Annotated in this window: 19 protein-coding genes and 1 tRNA gene; 1 reads left to right on the plus strand and 19 read right to left on the minus strand. The window is 35.6% G+C overall.

Going from position 1 to position 20,679, the window contains the following annotated elements:
* Positions 1–3 precede the first annotated feature (3 nt).
* Genes priA through Q5O24_08205 form a run of 4 tightly spaced genes read right to left on the minus strand, consistent with a single transcriptional unit; the run spans position 4 to position 4,190 of the window.
* Entirely contained in the window at positions 4–2,349 is a 2,346-nt protein-coding gene (gene priA, locus Q5O24_08190) for a primosomal protein N' (GenBank protein WKY46368.1), read from the minus strand.
* Between the two features lie 23 nt (positions 2,350–2,372).
* Positions 2,373–2,624: a DNA-directed RNA polymerase subunit omega gene (gene rpoZ / locus Q5O24_08195; protein ID WKY46369.1), complete on the minus strand. Its 252-nt coding sequence runs from the start codon at positions 2,622–2,624 to the stop codon at positions 2,373–2,375.
* Between the two features lies 1 nt (position 2,625).
* Entirely contained in the window at positions 2,626–3,252 is a 627-nt protein-coding gene (gmk, locus tag Q5O24_08200) for a guanylate kinase (GenBank protein ID WKY49232.1), read from the minus strand.
* Between the two features lie 59 nt (positions 3,253–3,311).
* Positions 3,312–4,190, minus strand: a complete 879-nt coding sequence (locus tag Q5O24_08205) for a YicC/YloC family endoribonuclease (GenBank protein WKY46370.1) — start codon at positions 4,188–4,190, stop codon at positions 3,312–3,314.
* Positions 4,191–4,435: 245 nt separating this feature from the next.
* On the opposite strand from Q5O24_08205, the gene Q5O24_08210 reads away from it, so the two are divergent.
* Entirely contained in the window at positions 4,436–6,205 is a 1,770-nt protein-coding gene (locus tag Q5O24_08210) for an NFACT RNA binding domain-containing protein (protein ID WKY46371.1), read from the plus strand.
* Here the strand turns inward: Q5O24_08210 and Q5O24_08215 are convergent, their stop codons facing one another.
* The 15 genes from Q5O24_08215 to recJ all read right to left on the minus strand — a co-directional run bounded on the left by Q5O24_08215 (position 6,206) and on the right by recJ (position 20,632).
* Positions 6,206–7,120, minus strand: a complete 915-nt coding sequence (locus Q5O24_08215; GenBank protein WKY46372.1) for an RluA family pseudouridine synthase — start codon at positions 7,118–7,120, stop codon at positions 6,206–6,208.
* Positions 7,121–7,134: 14 nt separating this feature from the next.
* Positions 7,135–7,872, minus strand: coding sequence for a YlmH/Sll1252 family protein (locus tag Q5O24_08220; GenBank protein WKY46373.1), 738 nt, complete (start codon positions 7,870–7,872; stop codon positions 7,135–7,137).
* A gap of 20 nt (positions 7,873–7,892) precedes the next feature.
* Positions 7,893–8,162 carry a YggT family protein gene (locus Q5O24_08225; GenBank protein WKY46374.1) on the minus strand — a complete coding sequence of 90 codons (270 nt, stop codon included), beginning with the start codon at positions 8,160–8,162 and terminating at the stop codon, positions 7,893–7,895.
* Between the two features lie 2 nt (positions 8,163–8,164).
* Positions 8,165–8,662, minus strand: a complete 498-nt coding sequence (locus tag Q5O24_08230) for a cell division protein SepF (protein WKY46375.1) — start codon at positions 8,660–8,662, stop codon at positions 8,165–8,167.
* Position 8,663: 1 nt separating this feature from the next.
* Positions 8,664–9,320 (minus strand): YggS family pyridoxal phosphate-dependent enzyme, encoded by a 657-nt coding sequence (locus Q5O24_08235; GenBank protein WKY46376.1) that lies wholly within the window; start codon positions 9,318–9,320, stop codon positions 8,664–8,666.
* Positions 9,321–9,330: 10 nt separating this feature from the next.
* Positions 9,331–10,446: a hypothetical protein gene (locus Q5O24_08240; GenBank protein WKY46377.1), complete on the minus strand. Its 1,116-nt coding sequence runs from the start codon at positions 10,444–10,446 to the stop codon at positions 9,331–9,333.
* A gap of 141 nt (positions 10,447–10,587) precedes the next feature.
* Positions 10,588–10,664: transfer RNA gene (locus tag Q5O24_08245), tRNA-Pro, on the minus strand.
* Positions 10,665–10,853: 189 nt separating this feature from the next.
* Entirely contained in the window at positions 10,854–11,324 is a 471-nt protein-coding gene (locus Q5O24_08250) for a SoxR reducing system RseC family protein (protein ID WKY46378.1), read from the minus strand.
* Positions 11,324–13,093, minus strand: a complete 1,770-nt coding sequence (aspS, locus tag Q5O24_08255) for an aspartate--tRNA ligase (protein WKY46379.1) — start codon at positions 13,091–13,093, stop codon at positions 11,324–11,326. Before aspS ends, Q5O24_08250 begins: the two co-directional genes overlap by 1 nt.
* A gap of 187 nt (positions 13,094–13,280) precedes the next feature.
* Positions 13,281–14,726, minus strand: coding sequence for a coproporphyrinogen dehydrogenase HemZ (gene hemZ / locus Q5O24_08260; protein WKY46380.1), 1,446 nt, complete (start codon positions 14,724–14,726; stop codon positions 13,281–13,283).
* A 10-nt stretch (positions 14,727–14,736) separates the two neighbouring features.
* Positions 14,737–15,363 carry an MBL fold metallo-hydrolase gene (locus Q5O24_08265; GenBank protein ID WKY46381.1) on the minus strand — a complete coding sequence of 209 codons (627 nt, stop codon included), beginning with the start codon at positions 15,361–15,363 and terminating at the stop codon, positions 14,737–14,739.
* A gap of 8 nt (positions 15,364–15,371) precedes the next feature.
* A complete protein-coding gene (gene dtd, locus Q5O24_08270; GenBank protein ID WKY46382.1) occupies positions 15,372–15,824 on the minus strand; it encodes a D-aminoacyl-tRNA deacylase in 453 nt (150 codons plus the stop codon).
* Between the two features lie 3 nt (positions 15,825–15,827).
* Positions 15,828–17,999 (minus strand): bifunctional (p)ppGpp synthetase/guanosine-3',5'-bis(diphosphate) 3'-pyrophosphohydrolase, encoded by a 2,172-nt coding sequence (locus tag Q5O24_08275; protein ID WKY46383.1) that lies wholly within the window; start codon positions 17,997–17,999, stop codon positions 15,828–15,830.
* Positions 18,000–18,021: 22 nt separating this feature from the next.
* Positions 18,022–18,540 carry an adenine phosphoribosyltransferase gene (locus Q5O24_08280; GenBank protein WKY46384.1) on the minus strand — a complete coding sequence of 173 codons (519 nt, stop codon included), beginning with the start codon at positions 18,538–18,540 and terminating at the stop codon, positions 18,022–18,024.
* A gap of 1 nt (position 18,541) precedes the next feature.
* Positions 18,542–20,632 (minus strand): single-stranded-DNA-specific exonuclease RecJ, encoded by a 2,091-nt coding sequence (gene recJ / locus Q5O24_08285; GenBank protein ID WKY46385.1) that lies wholly within the window; start codon positions 20,630–20,632, stop codon positions 18,542–18,544.
* Positions 20,633–20,679 lie beyond the last annotated feature (47 nt).

A 20,679-nucleotide genomic window follows, 5' to 3' on the forward strand; every position in this document is an offset into this window, starting at 1 on the left:
CCTTTAATTTTTTATTTGTAATGAAATTTTTGATTTAAGGGTATCCAAGCCTTTTCTTTCAATTATCTCATGATATATATTCTGAAAATCCTGAATATTAATTATTTTTACCATAATTTGTTCTTCGAAGCGCTCATTTGAATTATATTCTAAAGTTGCTGGTTTATATATTGAGTAATTCTCGACACTCTTCTGTTCAAGGCCTTCTTTTAAAATAAAATACAAACGCAAGGCATCATTTTTTGCTATTTCCTGATTACCATGACTAATTCTTAATATTGCCAGATTATAAAAAGGCGGGAACTTCATGGTCTTTCTAAATTCCAACTCACCTTGATAGAATGTTCTATAATTATCTTCAACGATCGACATAATTAAGTCATTTTGAGAATCATTCGTTTGAATAAAACCTAAACTATCAAAATTTAAAGCTTTTTTAAAAAAACGTGAATAAACCTGATACGTCCCCTCTGCAGCATCATATGAACCTAAATTTAAGTCCCGATCAATTAAAAAACAGACAGCTAAACCCACATTTGTAAAATTAAAATGCTTATTAAGTATCTGAGTGCCAATCAGTAAATCGATCTCATGATTTTTGATTAAGTCATTAACTTTTTCAATATCCTTAAAAGTCATTCCACCTTGAACTGCAAGAATTTTCAGCTTAGGATATCTTTTAACCAGATAGTCTTTTAGCTTTTCAAGGCCTATCCCTAAATGTCTAAGTTCATTATTGCCACAATATCTGCATTGATTTAGCGTCTTCTCCTGGTATCCGCAATATTGACATTCCAATACTGAATTACCTTCATTGTATGTTAATGCCACCTTACAATTAGGGCATTTCTGTATTTGACCGCATTTCCTGCAAAGCACAGCTTTTGAATATCCAGTTCTATTAGCAAGGATCACCGTTAGTTTTTTATCGCTAAAATTCCGCAGTATTTCCGAGTTTAATTCTCTCCCGATAGGTGTTAGATTACCGTCTTTTAGCTCATTTTGCATATCAATGATTTTTATTATCCTGCTATTGGCACCTTTATCAATTTCAAAGTAGCCAATCTTTTTCTGTAAGATGTGGTAATATGTATTTATACTGGGAATTTCATCCAGGAATAGATACTGGCATTTATGTAGAAGGGCATATTTTTTAACTAAGACTGGTAAATGGAATTTAGGAGATCCCATTGAATAATATAATGGGTCACTTTCGTTATCAACTATTATCAGACCCAAATGCTGAAAAGGTAAAAACAAAGCCCCCTGCACGCCAATTATCAGTCTGATTTCACCGCTTTTAACACCCTGCCAGAACTTTCGTTGTTCTTTAACTGTAAGTCTATGATTGTATAAGCCAACCAGTTCACCAAAATATTTATAAAACAATTCAAATTTATGAAATGTTAAGTTTATCTCTGGCATAAGAAAAACAACTGTCTGATTTAGCCTAAGCTTTTCTTCAATGATTTTAAACAAAATTCGATACTTTGATGCAGAGTCACTGCCTTTAAAGAAACTGCCATCACTATCCAATTCTCTATACTTGTGATAAATCTCTTTTTCATTTTCACTTAAAAAAACACTCTGAATTGTTAAAGCATTATTTCTGACTTTTGATAATTTATATTCCTGATCTGATAATTCTCTCACAAGTCCTTTCCTAATCAGACCGCTCAGACTTGTCCGATAGTTTGGAATCAATTGCTTTAATTCAGAATCAGTTAGAGGTTTATAATTAAGTAGTTTTAAGATGGCTTCTTGATTTTTTCCCGCCTTAAAATTTTCATCAGCTCTTACTAGTGTATAATGTTTTTCTTCAACTACCGGTGACACAGAGAAAACATCTTTTCGGCTGATGAAGCGTTTTTCTATCATTTTTTTAAGAACTTCCCGGTCTTCCTTTTTTATATTTCTTTCAGGTACTTCCTTCGAATGATTCTTAAAATACTTATCTAAAAATTTTAATTCCGGATATTCAAATTGCACTTCAGAGAAATTGAGTCTAATATATGCCTCTTTTTTAACCCTTACTGGTGAAATAAAATAAGATAGGTTATCATAAAACAATGAACAATAATAAAATTTCATCCACAGACAGAGTTCAATCTGCGCCTGGTTTAACACAGGTTCACGATCGAGAACCATCAATAAAGATTTCACAGCATATGATAATTTATCGATCTCCACCAGCCTCGTCACAAAGCCTTCGAGCTCACGATTTCCTCTTCCAAATGGGACTAAAACACGCATCCCAGCCTCAACCTTCTGGTCTATAGCAGGTTTATAAAAAAAGGGTTGGTCGATGCTTTTATTGTTCTGTTTTAAATAAACTTCTACAACTTTCAATTTTCATGCCTTCAAAGCACTATTTATTGGATAACCGATTCAGCTTCCTGCTGAAACTCATATTCAACATAACTGTCAATGTCACTCTCTAAAACACAATGAACCATATCTTGAGCAATTTCATTGGTTGCAATTGTGATTGGATTATCTACTGTAATTTTCACCAGAGGCTCATCGCCATCAATTATTTCTCTTGCTCTTTTAGCTGTCGCTAAAACCAGCGAATATTTATTTCCAGCTTTACTAATTAATAAATTTAATCCAGGTTCTCTCATATTATCTCCCCAATATTTCTTCAATTCTATTTTTTAAACGTTCAGTTCTACATTTTTCAGCAGTAATAACTGACTGTACCTTATTTGCTGCAACATCTAAATCATCATTAATAACAATATAACTGTAATCATCGGCATTTTTAATTTCTTCACTCGCACAACTTAAGCGCATTTCCATCTGTTCTTTACTTTCGGTTCCTCGCTCCTCAATTCGCCGCTTCAGTTCCTTCATTGACGGCGGTACAATGAAAATATAAATGCCCTCTTTATATCCAGTTCTGACTTTAGCCGCACCCTGAATGTCTATTTCCAGTATTACATCATACCCTGAATCCAGAAGATTTTCAACATAATCTTTTGGTGTACCATAATAGTTTTCATAAACTGAAGCGTATTCCAGATATTGTCCCTTTTCGATTCTATCCTCAAACTCCTGTTTTGAAATATAAAAGTAGTCTTTACCAGGTATTTCTCCATTACGCGGTTGTCGAGTTGTTTCCGAAACTGATAAGCGAAGATCCGGATTGTTTCTGCAAATAATTTTGCACACACTACCTTTACCTGCACAGGAAGGCCCTGAAATAACGATTAAAATCCCCTTCTCCCTTTGAAAAAAGGGCTCCTTCATTTCTTCTTCATTTAATTCTGGGGGACTGATAGGACAAGTATTCATATAAAACTACACCTCTACTCGATATTTTGAATTTGTTCACGAATTTTTTCAATTTCGCTTTTTACATCCACCACCAGATTAGTAATGGAAAGATCATTTGCTTTTGAACCAATTGTATTAATCTCGCGATTTATCTCCTGAATTAGAAAGTCAAGTTTACGGCCAACCGGCTCATTCTCTTGAAGAATAACTGCTAGTCTCCCGGTATGACTTTTTAAACGCGTCAGTTCTTCATCGACATTAAGCTTATCTGCCATGATTGCAACTTCTGTCAACAACCGTTTTTCATCAATTTCAAGGGATTCAATGTATGATGCAACCCGCTCTTTTAAATCATGACGATACTTTTCCAGCATTTCAGGACTTTTAGTTTCAATTTCTTCTATATATTTTCTTATTCTATCATTTCTGAAAATTATATCCTTCTTTAAATTCTCGCCTTCAATGATCCGACTGTGATCCAGTTTATTAAGTGCTTCATTCAAAACCGGTTCGATAATATTATAAATCTGTTCTTCATCTTCCTGATTTTCTTCAATGACAATCACATCTGGAAATTTAGCAACTAAGCTCAAATCTATTTCATCAGAAATCATTGAATCCAATCGTTTGATATTGTTGAGAACTGAAATATATTGATTTGCCAGTTCTTCATCGAAAGAAATCTTTCGATTTTTCCCATCTATCTCATTAAATTTAATGAATACTTCAATTCTCCCTCTGGCGACTTTTTTTGAAATATCATTTTTAATTTTTTCTTCAATGGGATTTAAGATCTTAGGGGTTTTTAGAAAAAAATCACGATAACGATGATTTATTGTCTTGATTTCGATTGAAAGATCATATTGATCATCGCGAAAATCACTACGTCCAAAACCTGTCATACTCTTCATTATGCACACCTTCCTGAATCTTTTATACGTTCCAGTTAAATTTTCCAAATAAGAGCTGTCAATGTTTTAACTCTATTTGCTAACTCTTAGCAAAGAAAACTTCATCATTTCACTATAACGAATTCTTTTAAAAAAGTCAATAAATCTCAATGACTTTTTTATTTTCTATCAAGTATTGCTTTATTTCGGTTAGGTTTAATGTTAGAATTAAAAATCTAGAATCTCTTCGAAGAAAGGAAAACACCATGGCTTTTGATGGCATTACCACCTATCATTTAACAAAGGAACTGAATGATCGCTTAAAAGATGGACGAATTAGGAAAATTTACCAGCCAGAAACAGATGAAATCAGGTTGTTGGTAAACCATGGCAAAGAGAAGCAACATCTGCTGTTATCAGCCAACAGCTCTAATCCACGCTTATATATAACGCAAAACATTAAAGAAAACCCTTCTGCGCCACCAAGTTTTTGTATGTCATTAAGAAAATACATATTAAATGGTATTATCCTGGGATTTGAACAATATCAGACCGATCGACTGATACAAATGAAAATTCAACAAAAGAATGAATTTAATGAGCCGGTTATTCGAACTCTGATTATTGAAATAATGGGACGTAACAGCAATATCATTCTTCTCAATGAACACTTTGATATTCTTGATTCACTAAAAAAAGTTGGCGTTTCCTCAAGTCGTTTCCGCCAGATTTTGCCCGGCCGAGCATATGTCTATCCTCCACTTAATCATCGGATTGGATTTTTTAGTTCAAGCCCTGAGTCATTTTCGGCTTTATTGGAAGCTAAGTCAACCGTTTCAATTAGAGATTTTTTTATTCAGTCGTTTTTAGGTATAAGTCCTGCTATTTCAATGGAAATTGCTTTTAGAACTGGTCTTAATGATTCGCTAATCGTCAATACCTTGACAAAAAAACAAAAACAATACCTTTGTCAGGAATTCTTTGATCTAGTTGAAAGAATTCGTTCTGGCAGCTACCCGGTTATCTATTTCAACCATCGCAAGCCAGAAGATTTTTCAACAGTCAATAATCATTATTTGGAACAGGACTTCACCGCAAAAAATTATTCAATGGTCTGTAATATGCTAGAGGATTTTTATTTTCAACGAGATAAAATTCTGCGCTTCAGATCACGCAGTGCCAGCCTTATGCAGCAACTTGATACACTTCTCAAAAAACATCAAAAGAAGCTTAAGAATCTTTACGATGATTTAAATAAAGCTCAAAAAGGCGAAAAATACAGATTATGGGGAGATCTCATTACAGCTAATATCTATCAGATTACGAGCGGACAAAAATCAGTTACTCTCATGGATTATTACGATCCTGAACAAAAGAGCATTGAAATTCCCATGAAGGTAAATTTGAGTCCCTCACAAAATGCTCAATCCTATTACAAGCGTTATAACAAAAGCAAATCAGCTATTGCATATCTTATTCCCTACATTGAAACAACAGAACAACAGATATACTATCTTGAATCTTTACTAAACAGCCTTGAGCAATCAACTGAAATTGAAGAACTGGAAGAAATTCGTCATGAATATATTAATTCAGAATTCAATAAGAAATCTGTTTCAAAAGAAGATCGAAAAAAGAAAAATGTTTCACGCCCCATGCACTTTTTATCGTCCGAAGGATTTCATATCTATGTGGGTAAAAATAATTATCAAAACGACGAAATCGCAACTCGCCTCGGCAAAGACGAGGATTGCTGGCTGCATGTAAAAGATGCTCCTGGCTCCCACGTCCTAATTGTCGCCAAAGGTAAATTTATTACTGAAAAAACGCTATTAGAAGCTGGTTCCTTAGCTGCCTGGTATAGCAGATCAAAAGGTTCAAATAACGTCCCAGTTGACTATGTTGAGTATAAATACCTCAAAAAACCGCCTAAATCAAAACCTGGCATGGTTACTTTCACGAATCAGAATACCATGTATATCACGCCGAAAAGCGAGGTAATCGATAATATCGAACGAATCTACGATGAAGACTAATTAGCTGTTAAGGCGTTTTAAAACATTAAGAAAATCTTCCGGTACTTTAGCAGTAAACACCATATTCTGTTTCGTTTTCGGATGAACAAATCCCAATGTCTGCGCATGTAGACATTGGCCTTTTAATTTGAATTTCTTATTGAAATCATCCTTCCCGTAAACAGGGTCACCAAGGATTGGATAACCGATCTCTGCCATGTGAACTCGAATCTGATGCGTTCTTCCTGTCTCCAGTCGAAACTGCACGAAAGTGAGTTTTTCATAGCGTTTAATGACTTTAAAATGAGTAATGGCTTCTTTAGAGTTCTCAGAAACCACTGCCATTTTGAGACGATTTTTAGGGTGCCGGCCTATTGGCATGTCAATCTTACCCTCATTCACATCAAGGCAACCTGCAACAACAGCGTAATAGATTCGAATGACAGAATGTTCTTTTAATTGATTGGTTAGACTCTGATGTGCTTTATTGTTCTTAGCAATCATTAGTAAACCGGATGTATCCTTATCAATACGATGTACAATGCCAGGGCGTAAAACACCATTTATTGATGACAAGACCCCCGTATGAGCCATCAATCCGTTTACCAGAGTTCCTGTATAATTACCAGGAGCAGGATGAACCACCATCCCTTTAGGTTTATTGACAACTAAAACGTCATCGTCTTCAAAGACTATATCCAAATCCATTTTTTCTGCTTGGATGTCCCATGGTTTTGCTTCCGGAATTTCTATCGAAATACTGTCTCCTTCTTTTAAACGATAACTCCCCTTCGATGCTAATCCGTTAACTAATACTTTGCCCTCTTTAATAAGACCCTTGAAAAATTCCCTTGAGTATTCTTCATATTGACTGGCACAGAACATATCAAGCCGTATATTAGCCTGCTCATCAATTAGCCATTTTTCTGTTTGCATTATTTCCTCTATTTCTATCGATAAATTTCAACAATCATTCTGATATTGCCCTTTTTTGTCTTTTCGTCCATACTGGTAACCCGCGCCTTACCCTTGCCTCTTAACGAAATAATATCACCCTCAGAAATTCGACAATCATTTTTGCTGACATCTTCATAATTTAAGCGTACTTTTTTTTGACGAATCATTTCAATGCTTATTTGCCGCGAGTGACCAAATATTTTTCCAATTATCCCATCGAGCCGATCAGAAGCAACTACAATTGATTTCTCAACAAATTGCCTTTCAAAAGTAAGTATTTCATCAAGTCTTTTTACCTTTAAATTAATTGATTGATGACTAATTTTCACAAGATTTTTTTCAATAAAATCAGTGATTCGCTCGTTGACAATAATTTGACCCAGATGCTCAGATACATCTATATCACCTATCAGATCTCTGGAAATTCCTAAACTCATCAATGCTCCTAGAACATTTCTGTGATCTAATTTTTCTTTAACATCAAATACCAGTGATTGAATTGGCCATTCAAGATCACACTCATCACAGTAATCAGGAAAAATACAAAGCATCTGTCGTTGGGCATTCTGGTTTCCACCAAAAAAAAGATATCGGACATCATAACGCTTCACAATGTCCTCAATCTTATTTTGAAGCCGCTCATCATAAAAATCAAAATAGACAGGATAAGAACAATTCTCACAAGCCTCTTCAATTCGCGATAAACGGTAACTTTCTTTTTTATCAGTCATTTCTTCTCCTTATAATCAGCTTAAAATATACTGGTAATGAGCCACTGATAGAGAGGATAGACTAAAAACTGTAAAATTAATAGTGCTGCAAAAGGCGACAAATCAACTGGTCCAATAATAGCAAATCTTCTGAGTGGTGCCAGAATAGGTTCAGTCAAACCATAAATGAATTTCACAATAACGTTGTTGGGATCTGGTCGCACCCAACTTAACAATACATTGACGATTATCAGAAAGGATACAAATTCAAATAGATAAAACCCTGCTCTTAATAAAATACCTTGAATCATACCTATTCCAGATCTTCATCCCATTCAAGTATTGGTGAGTTGAAGTCAAGCTCTTCATTCTGTGGATTAGTTAACACAGCTACCTGTTTTGGCGCCAAAATAAAAACATTATCTGCAATCTTATTGATAGAACCATCTAATGCAAACAAAGCTCCACTTAGAAAATCAAAGATTTTTCTTCCATTTTCATAATCAGTGTTCTTTAAGTTAAGAACAACTGTTTTGTTTGAACGAATTTTATTGCAAATTCCAGGCGCATCCTTAAAAACTTCTGGTTCGAGCACTAAAACTTCTGGACCGTCATCAACTGCAAAGTCATTGTGTCGCACAGGTGTAGTCTTTTTGGTTTTTGGTGGAACAAAAGCACTTCTAGTGTCTTCTATTTCATTGGTTTTTTCTTCAAACTCATCTTCTTCGTATACTTCATCGTAATCGTCCTCGTTATCAACTTCCATCCCAAAAACTTTTATAATCTTATCCTTAAATTTTTCAGCTGCCATCCTAAATCTCCTCGCTACTAAATATTTTTCGCCCAATTCTAACTAGAGTCGAGCCTTCTTTGATTGCAATTTTATAATCATCTGTCATTCCCATAGATAAAACTTCCATCTTTATGTTTTTCTCCTGCGAATGCTCTTTTATTTTATCATAAATTTGCTTTAATTCTACAAAAATCTTTTGAATTTCTTCATTATTTTCCGTATGTGGTCCCATAGCCATCAAACCTCTAACCTGTATTGCATCAAAGCCTGTTACACTTTCAAGTACCTGGTTTAATTCAGTAATGGCAAAACCATACTTTGATTCTTCTTCTGCCAAGTTAAGCTGCAGTAACACATCTGTTACAACTCCGGCTTTTTCACTCTCACGATTAACAATTTCGAGTAATTCGATTGAATCAATTGAGTGAATTAAATATACTTTCCCAATAATTTGTTTAACTTTATTCTTTTGAAGATGGCCAATAAAGTGCCACCTTACATTGTCGATTTCAACATATTTTTTTAGAAAATCCTGAACTCGGCTCTCACCAAGATCGATAACCCCAGCATCAACTACAGCCTGCGTCTCATTAAGGTCATGATATTTTGTCACGGCAACCAGGGTTACATCTTCAGGGATTTCCTGTTTTAAATGCTCAATATTTGTTGCAATCATCATTTCCTCCTTAAGGATATATACGGATTCTAGTTCCACTGCTCAAATACGGATTTGCTGAAGTTTTCAACACAACATCACCGTCAACTGTTTTTTCAATTTCAACTGGCAATGGATCATTAAAGTATCCTTTCGAAACTGTTTGTACATAATTTTCATCATTATCTGTATAAACTGCAGTTTCGGGTATCACAAAAGCATCATAATCCTGCAGATAAACTTCTGCCTCAGTCATTACCATTTGAGAAAAGACATTGACATAATCCTTAAGCATCAGAATAACAATCTTTTTGTCACTATCCTCAACTTCGTCTATCAAATAACTGGAATACTCTTTATCATCATATTTAAAGCGAATTTCAGGATAATAGAGCAGCTGATCAATCCGACGGACCAAAAAATCATAATATTCCTGATTAATGCCTTTGTCAGTTGTACCCACCATCTCCTCTTTGAGTTCCATCATTTCTTCTTCACCCATGATTCCAACATCCTTGTCGACAGTAAAAGCAATAAAAAGATGATCGTTATTAACTACTTTCAATTGGGTGGTGGATTCCTGATCAATTTTTCCAATAGTATCTAGAAGATTTATGGTCACATAAGGGAGCATTTCCTGATTTAATACTTTTTCAACTGGTTTAATTTCTGTAAATATATATCCACTGGAATGCATATGAAGATTATTTAAAGTAATATCTCGTGCGATTCCTCCAGATAAATCAACAAATGTCTGGCGAGCTGCCTGAAGTTCTTCCAGGGTATAACCCATATATTGAACACTTTCAACCAGAAATGCCTGTTTTTCGCGTTCAGCTTCTTCAATTTGACTGGTAATACTGTTCATTCCCTGATAATTAGTAACAATTTCTCCGACTACCCGGCTCCAATTGTTATAGTAGGCGTCTTCTATTAATTGATCAATCACACTGATCTGTTCATTAACATATTCAATGTTAACCACCTTAGGACTACTTGTTAAGCTTTTATATCCATTAGCTTTTTCACCCTCACCCAGCGTCAGATCACTTGTTTGAAAATTATCAATGTCACGATAACCTACGCTTTTGAAAAAATACAAATCAGTTTCAACTGATTCCGTATAACGTTCTTTGTCAAGCAGCATACTCATGTTGCTTAAATAACTTGAAACGGCAAGAATCCCTACAATAAAAAAAAAACGAGGCCAATTATCAGATTACGCAAAGACTTGACTCGTTTCGAATTTCTTTTCTTAAATAGTTTCATTTTATCACCTTTAAAATAATGGTCTGAGTGAGAGGACTTGAACCTCCGGCCTCTTGACCCCCAGTCAAGCGCGCTACCAAGCTGCGCCACACCCAGACAGTGTTTATATTATAATAATATTTGAAAAAATAATCAAGTCTTTTTTACATTAGTTAAGAACCTGCTAAACTTTAAGGCTAATAAAACTCAACTGTCAGTTAAGCAAAAAATCAGCTTTTTAATTATTTTAAATTGAGGTGCATTAATTAAAATTTTATCTATATTTTAATTAATGCACCCAAAACATCAATGCCCCATCTTGTGCTGAGCTGGAGTACAGGATTCTTCAATTGGCGCAGTAGTTCCAGTAATCACTGGTGTATACCGGCTTGAAAAATGTCCTTTTTTGTCAAAAGTACGAATTCCCAAATATGCAATAATCAGAAAAATTAACCCGGTGAAAAATGGTGTCAGTACCATGTCAAGCTCTAAATTCAGCTGAGCTACAAGCACATATGAAAGCAAGCTTCCGAGCAGAAAAAAGATAAGAGGAATCCCATAACAGATCATCGCCGCTCGAAAAACACTGACAAATTCCATTTCCACTTCTACTGTTTCACCAACGGCTGCATGAATCGGATTTTTTGCGACCGTTTCAACACTGGCTTTATCTTTACCAATTTGACAAGCACCACAATCTCCACAGGCAGCATGTCGTTTAATACTAACAACAGCACTACTCCCCTGCTGTTTTTTGATGACTCCAATCTCTTTCATTAAATTTCATCCAAGCTGATCCCCAAATCAATAAGTTGATCCAGGCTAGCTTCAGCTGGTGCATTCATCATAAGACAGCTGTGATTTTGCGTCTTTGGAAAAGCAATGACGTCACGAATGTTATCGTGATCTGTTAATAACATAATCAGACGATCTAAACCAAAAGCCAGTCCACCATGAGGTGGAGTTCCGTATTTTAATGCTTCAAGTAAAAACCCAAATTGTTCCCAGGCTGATTCTAAACTAAATCCTAATGCTTTAAAGACTCGTTCCTGAATATCCTGATTATGAATACGAAGACTTCCGCCTCCAAGTTCAACACCGTTTATAACCATATCATAAGCATCAGCTCTAACCTTTTCAATATCTGTTTCCAGATATTCAAGATCTTCTGTTAGCGGAGCAGTGAAAGGGTGATGCTTAGCTGTATATCGACCTGCTTCCGAGTCATATTCCAGCAGTGGGAAATCAGTTACCCATAAGAAATTATACATACCTGATAAATCAAGTTCCAGCTTTCTTGAAAGTTCAAGTCTCAATTGCCCTAATGCCGTGCATACAATCTCGTTGGTATCGGCAATAATAAAAATTAAATCTCCTGGTTCCGCATTTGTTTTTTCAAAGATAGCTTCTTTTTCTTCTTCCGAAATAAACTTAAGAATAGGCGACTTCATTTCACCTTCAGAAACATCAATCCATGCCAATCCTTTTGCTTTATAGATCTGAGCATATTTTTCCAGATTTTTTATAGTCTTTTTACTCAGTTTGTCCTGGGCATCTTTTGCATTGATTGCTCTTACGCTGCCACCTTTTTTGATTGCTCCCGAAAAAACTTTGAACTCAGAATCTTTAACACAGTCTGATAAATCAATCAGTTTTAGATCAAAACGAGTGTCCGGTTTATCAGAACCATACTGATCCATGGCTTCCTGATATGTCATTCTTGGCATCGGTAATGAAATATCAACACCCTTGATTTCTTTCATCACGCGAGCAATCATTTCTTCACTGATGGCAATAATATCATCTTTATCAACAAAAGACATTTCCATATCAATTTGAGTAAATTCCGGCTGACGATCCTGTCTTAAATCTTCATCTCTAAAACATTTTGCAATCTGGTAATAACGATCTACACCAGAAATCATCAGTATCTGTTTGTACAATTGCGGAGACTGGGGCAGACCAAAGAAGTTACCTTTCTGTACACGCGATGGAACCAAAAAATCTCTGGCGCCTTCAGGTGTCGGACGGGCAAGTATAGGTGTTTCCACTTCTAAAAATCCTTTTTCGTCCAAATAATTTCTTACAATACTGGCGGTTTTGTGCCGTGTCATCAGAATCTTTTGAAATTTTGGTTTTCGTAAATCAAGATAACGGTATTTAAGTCTAACTGCCTCATTACTTTGATCATTGTCTTCAATGTAAATTGGTGGTGTTGCCGCAGTATCAAGTATTTTTATTTCAGTGATCTCAATTTCAATCTCACCCGTTTTTAAACTTTTATTTACATTTTGTGCATCTCGATGGTTTACTTTTCCTGTAACTGAAAGGACAAACTCATTTCGAACTCGTTCGGCTATTTCAAAGACTTCCTTATTCTCTTCATTAACGACTAGCTGAACTTTTCCAGACCTATCTCTTAGATCAATAAATAAGACACCACCAAGATTTCTCCTGTTGTCAGCCCATCCACAAATTCTGACTGTCTCAGAAACGTTTGTCGCATTTAATTCTCCACAAAGAAAATTTCTATAATATGTATTCATTCTACCTCCACCTATTATCATTCTTAACCTATATATTATAATAATCAAGAACTTATTATGTCAAGAAAAAACCTTATTCGGTTTTAATTTTAGCCAAAACAACGTTATAAATCATCTTATGCAAGCTAATATCTCTCAATATTATCAAAGTATTTATAACAAAATCTCTTTAAGTTTTTAGTTTTTCCTACTTAACTTTTAGCAGTTCCTTAATTATTGTCTTCTTTTTATCTAGAATATCGTAAAAACGGTCGTTATAAGTTTTTACATCTTTGACGGTAAATATTTTTTTGATCTCATCACGTTCCTCATCATAAATATTACCTGTTGCTCCAGCACCAATACCTATAACTGTCTGCGTTTCTGACATCATCATAATATTATAAATACCTTCTTTATTTTTTAATGAATAGCCAACATTTTCGCTATTGCCACAAGTATATTTAAGCCGGTACAAATAGTATGGGTTATAACCATGACTTAGAAGGATTTTTCTCACTTGCTGGTAAAAGCTCTCACCGTAACCTTCATTCACTTTAATTCCAAAATCATTTTTTATTTTTGATCCTTTTTTTACTGAAAGGTTGTGAATTGTAATATTCTCGGGTTGAAAGTCTAATACTTGATTTAGGCTGTTTAAAAAATCGTCAGATTTTTCTTCGCCTAAACCAATTATCAGATCCATATTTAAATTTTCAAACTTTAAAAACCTGACCATTTCAGCAAAATGACTAATGTCCGTAGCAGAACAGGGACGTTTTACTGTATCCAAGGTTTTCTGATTCATCGATTGGGGATTTAAACAGATTCGATCAACACCAAATTTTTTTGCAATCATTAATTTTTCATCTGATAGAGTATCCGTTCTCCCTGCCTCAAGTGTAAACTCTCTTAACTGATTTAATGCAAAAGTTTTATCAAGCATTAAGAAAAGTTCATCTAGTTGATTAGCCGTTAAAACTGTTGGCGTCCCACCGCCTATATAGATAGAATCCACTGTAATGTTTTTTTCTTTTATCAGCTTCCCAATTTCTTCAATTTCTATCAGTAAATTAGCAAAGTATTGATTCAGATTTTGCCGTTTCCGATCAACAATTGTTGAGACAAACGAACAGTAGGAACATTTTGACGGACAAAGTGGAATACCAATGTAAATACTGATTTTCTTCTTACCTTCTTCAATAATTTCGCGCTGTTTTTTCGCCAGTTCTAAAAGAAGCTGGGTACGGTCATCGCTGACTCGATAATAATCCATCAGCTTTTTCTTTATCAAAGTTTCTGTCAATCCCTGTCTTTGAAGCTTTTGAACAATTTTTACGGGTTTAATTCCTGTCAAACTTCCCCACATCAGTTCCTTTTGATAATATTCACTTAAAAAATCATATAGATATCCCTTGTAGATACCTTTGTCCTCAAGATCCTGCTGACTTGAAACAGAATATTTTTTTGCAAAATTTTGTTTTTCTTTCCACTCAAGCTGGTATTCAATTTCAAGCCCCTTAATACTTTGAGTAAGCTTTCCATCCCAGTCCCCTTCCCAGACATTTTTAATGCCCGGTTCAAATGCCTGAACCATTTCATGAAAATAATATTCCAGATCAGGGTTTTCTAAATTAAAAAGGAGAATGCTCATCGAGTATCTCCTAATAACGGCCCTGTAAAAAGGGATTATGCAATTTTTCATACCCAATGGTGGTATTCTCTCCGTGACCTGGATAAACAATTGTGTCATCGGGTAGAATAAGCAGTTTTTCGCGAATATTTGTCAGCAGTTCATCCAGATTTCCATCCATAAAATCTGTCCGACCTATCGAAGTGTTAAACAATGTATCTCCGGAAAAAAGGTACTTATTGATAAGTAGGCTGACACCGCCTTTTGAGTGACCAGGTGTATGAATTATCCGAAAATCCAGATCCCCTACTTTCAGATTTTCACTTTCAACTAAATATCCATCAGCCTTGCCACACTCAAGATTCATGCCCGCAAGATAGGAAAGATTTCTCTGGGGATTTGTTAGACAATCACTGTCTTCAGCATGGATCAACACCTGAGCCTGGGTCAATTTTCGCAGGTGTTCAACACCGCCAAGATGGTCGAAATGACCATGAGTTAATACAATATATTTAATTTTTAAATCTTTATCTTTTATAATTTCTTCAACACGGTTATCCATAAACCCCGGATCGATAATGATACCATTTTTATTGTCATCCCAGATTAGATAACAATTTGTTCCCATACTTCCAAGGCTTAATTTTTCTATTTCCATTTTTCCTCCTAAAACACCTTTTCACTATCCAATAGAATGGTTACTGGTCCATCATTGACGATACTGACTTCCATATCGGCTTGAAAAACGCCAGTTTCAACATTGAGATTTGTTTGATCTTTAAATTTCCTGACAAAAGTATGATATTTCTCTTCAGCCTGCTCAACAGGTCCACTGCGGATATAACTGGGCCTCCGGCCTTTGCGACAATCACCATATAAAGTAAACTGTGAAACAATTAGAATTTCTCCCATAACATCCTGGACCGATTCATTCATTTTTCCTTCAGCATCATCAAAAATCCGCAGATTTAAGATTTTGCCAATAATATAATTCATATCTTTTTCAGTATCGTCTCCTTTGATCCCCAGCAAAACATTTAGTCCACAACTAATTGAAGCTACCAATTTATTATCAATTGTAACACTGGATGACTTTACACGCTGTACTATCGCTCTCATAGTTTAAACCCGATAAATCTGGTTAACCTCCTTAATTTTATATAAATTTTTTATTAATAGATTAAGTTCTCTTCGGCTCTTAACCTCACAGGTAGCTGAGAAGAAATCATAGCCATTTTTTTCGTTTTTAGCATTTAAAGCGGTGACCGGTATGTTCATTTCGAGAAAGACTTTCGATATTTTTATAACTGTTCCCTGGGCTTCAAGAGCCTTAATATGAATTTCTGCCGTAAATGAACCGGAACTGTATTTATTCCACTCCACTTCCACAATTCGATTCGGATCAGATAGATTTAAGACATTTGAACAGTCTGCTCGGTGAACAGAGATTCCTCTACCTTTTGTAATATATCCGACAATGTTATCACCCGGTACCGGATTACAGCATTTGGCAAAATGAACATCAATTTCATTATAGCCCGCCACTATAACTGTACTCCCCGAAGATTTCCCGTCCTTTTGGGGTTTTTTAATGACCAGTTCTTCCACTTCTTCCGGAAATTCCTTTGGAAAAAGCATTTTCATCTTTTGAAAAACTGTCCCAATTTTGATGCCATTATATCCGATTGCCGCATAAAAATCACTGACATTTTTATAATTGCAGTTTTCAGCCAGTATTTCGAGATTATTAAGATTTAAAAGTCCGGTCTGCTGCAGACCTTCTCTTTTAATTTCTTTTTCCAGAATCAGCTTTCCCTTCTGGATATTCTCATCTTTTTCTTCCTTTTTAAAATACTGCTTAATCTTATTTCTGGCATGGGCACTTTTAACAAAAGTAAGCCAATCCCGGCTTGGACCATTGGAATTCTTGGAGGTCATCACCTCTACAATATCACCGCTTTTAAGTGTACTATTAAGGGGTACAATCTTATTGTTGACGCGAGCACCCACACAGTTGTTACCAATATCGCTATGAATCCGATAGGCAAAATCAAGGGGACATGAACCAGCTGGCAAAGGAATGACCGTACCTTTTGGAGAAAACACATAAACTTCTTCATTTAGAAGGTCAACTTTTATGGTCTCTAAAAGCTCTCCCGCATCTTCAGATTCCCGCTGCAGTTCCAGCATCTGTCTTAGCCAGGACATTTGAACTTCCTGTCGCTTATCCTTTGAATCCGCATTTCCTTCCTTGTATTTCCAATGGGCCGCGATCCCATATTCTGCTGTCTCATGCATTTCTTTGGTTCGGATCTGTATCTCGAAAGGTTCACCCTTTGGACCCATTACAGTCGTATGAATAGACTGGTAGAGATTAGGCTTAGGCATGGCTATATAATCTTTAAATCGTCCAGGAATCGGCGTCCATTGAGAATGAACAACGCCCAGAACCCCGTAACAGTCCTTGAGGGAATCGACGATTACCCGAACAGCAATCAGATCGTATATCTCATCAAAAGATTTGTTCTGGGATTTCATTTTTCGATAAATACTGTAAAAATGCTTGGAGCGACCATAAATCTCAGCATTTGTTCCAACCTGACTGATTTCTCTTTTTAGAATATCAATGACATCATTAATATAGGCTTCTCTGGCATTTTTTTTCATCTTGATCTTATTAACCAGATCATAATAACCTGTAGGGTCAATATATTTTAGCGCCAGATCCTCGAGTTCCCATTTTATTGTGGAAATACCAAGACGATTGGCCAAAGGAGCATAAATATCCAGGGTTTCCTTTGCTTTTTCAATCTGTTTAGACTCCCTCATGTACTCCAGTGTGCGCATATTATGAAGACGGTCCACCAGCTTAATGAGAATTACCCTAATGTCTTTTGACATAGCCAAAATCATTTTCCTTAAATTCTCAGCCTGACTTTCTTCTTTTGACTGAAAACCAATCCGACCTATTTTTGTAACGCCTTCAACCAGATTGGCAACCGACTCACTAAAGTTTTCCTTAATATAATCATAGGAATATTCGGTATCCTCGATGACATCATGCAGAATAGCAGCTACAATCGTTTCAGTATCCATATCCATTTCTGCTAGAATATAGGCAACTGAAACTGGATGGATTACATAATCTTCCCCGGAAAGTCTTTTCTGATCTTTATGCGCACTCCGCGCCAACTCGTAGGCACGCATAATCATATCAGTATCTGCATCCTTATTATGAGCCTTTACCAGGTTTATTACATTGTCAATTTTTCCTTTAACTGCATCATTTTCCATATTGTATCTGCTTTCTTTGAAATTAATACTTATAGGTTACAAGAGAATGAATAAAATAATCCTTTAATAGTTCACGTCCGCCGAGTTCAGTTAATTCGATAAGAGTAATCAAACCGGCAATTTGACCGCCCATTTTTTCAATCAGTTGAACCGCCGCCTTCATGGTTCCACCAGTTGCTAAGAGATCATCAACTAAAACAACGCGATCACCTGGCTTAATCAGTTTTTTTTGAATTTCCACAATATTTGACCCATATTCCAAGTCATATTCTTCTGCTATAACTTCTCCTGGAAGTTTACCGGGCTTTCTGACAGGGACAAGACCTGCTCCTAACTGATAGGCAATTGGCGCACCAAATATGTAACCTCTTGATTCTGGTATAGCAATCAGCGTTGCGTCCAGTGCTCTGGCAACTTTTGTCATTTCATCAATTGCCATTTTGTAAGCTTGGGGATCGACAATTAAACTATTAATATCCTTAAAGCTTATTCCATCTTTGGGAAAACCCTCATAGATGTCAATATAATTCTTCAATTCCATTTTATTCTCCCTCTTCATTTTTTATTTTTTTTAATTTTATCATTAGATTCGAATTTTGAATATCCTTTTTTTCATTTGTCGGAATAAAAGTCAGGATATCAAATTCATTTTGGCTTTTAATCGTAAGCAAATCATTTTCCCTGAGAATTTCGATTGAACTTAATATCTTAAATGGCGAATAAACGCAATTTTCAAAAAATGAGAAATCCAGTTCTTTATTATTAAACTGCTTCAGATACTTGTAAATAGCACGTAATTCCGGTAAAGTAATGGCTACTTCTTCCGGATCTATGCCATTTATTAAAGTTGTAATCTGCCATCTATTTAAAACTTTCTGGTTAATGATATTGGATAAAATGATTTTCGCTTGCTCATGATTTTCAAGGGGATTTCTTTTAATATCTTTAATCTGCAGCTGGAGGCTTTTAATTCCGTTGAATTCGTTAATTGATGGCTTAACAATTAGATTAATTTCTTTATAATCTGTTACCCCTAAAAGCAACTCATAAAATTCTGCCATCCAAAACCCTACAGCTCTGATTCCGTTAAAATCAATCCACAGGTGGTCCTTTTCCTTGCCCATTCTTCCAAATTTCTTGATATTTGAACCATCAATTAAAAAATTGATGCCCGGATTTCCAATACCTGTAGGTTCAATTTTATCCAGCTGTCCATACCATTCTATATTAAATGCATCACTATTCATCCTGATATCAAAATATACAGGAGCAACTAAAAGATTTTTAAGGCCAACCTGTATTGTGTAATCTTCCAAACGTTTTTCAAGTTGAGCAATATTCTCTTTCTTAATACTTAGACCCGCTGCCTGTTCATGACCACCGAAACTCTTATAGATATCACCACAAGCACTCAAAGCCTTAAAAATATCAAACCCCTCAACACTTCGGCACGAACCTTTACCCAAATCATTTTCTATTCCAATCACTATAACTGGACGATAATATTTTTCCTGAATACGACTGGCTACAATTCCAATCACGCCTGAGTGCCAACCCTCACCGTAAACAAGAATCAGATCCCGTTCATATAGTTTTTTTTCTTCAATCTGGGTCATTGCCTTTTCAAGAATTTCTTTTTCCAGTTCCTGTCTCTTTCTATTCTCATCACTTAAAAAAGCCGCTAAAGAATATGCTTTTTCAGAGTCATTAGTCGTCAGAAGACTGACGATTTTATGTGCTTCTCCTAGTCTGCCAGCAGCATTGATCTTGGGTCCTAAAATAAATCCATAATGCCAGGCCTTGATCTCCTCCAATTCACTGATTTCAATCAGCTTGCGAAGTCCCATATTTTTCGGATCCTGATTTAAGAATTTAAGCCCTTCTTTGACTAATAATCTATTTTCATCTTTTAAAGGAACTAAATCAGAAACTGTTGCCACAGAAACACATTCAATATACTCCTGTAAATCAACATCAATATTCAAGGCACTTACTAAAGCCTGAATCAGTTTAAATGAAACGCCGGCTCCGCACAACCCCTTAAAAGGATACAATGAGTCAGGTCTTTTAGGATTTATAATCGCCAATGCCCCAGGTAGTTCGCCATGACATTCGTGATGGTCTGTTATAATAACATCGACAGCGGATTGATTTAAAAATTCAATTTCTCGAATCGAAGATATCCCATTATCGACAGTCACCAATAAATTCATTCCATCTTCAATCAGATCATTAAGCGGATCCATGTGTAAGCCATATCCGGTTTTCAGACGATTGGGAATATAATATTCTACATTACAGGATATCTTGCGTAAAAACATATAAAGGATGGAAACGCCAACTGTGCCGTCAACATCATAATCGCCATATAGAATTATTTTCTCCTGTTTATTTTTAGCAGTTAGAATCCGGTCCACCGCTAATTGCATATCAGGCAGTAAAAAAGGATCATTACTATCGCTTATTTTCGGGTAAAGATACTGTTCGCACTCAGAAAGAGAAGTTATACCTCTACCGATTAGGATATCGGCTATAATCGGATCAATGCCTAACTGCTCTGAATACTCTATTCTCCGTTCAGTTATGTTAATGTCACTATTTTTTTTTCTATTATGCCATTTCGTAGCAATCATCAACGCCCCCCTTTTATATCTTTAAAGACAGCCTCAATTAAGAAACT

It is taken from the genome of Eubacteriaceae bacterium ES3 (assembly GCA_030586155.1).
Classification (GTDB): Bacteria; Bacillota; Clostridia; order Eubacteriales; family Eubacteriaceae; genus Acetobacterium.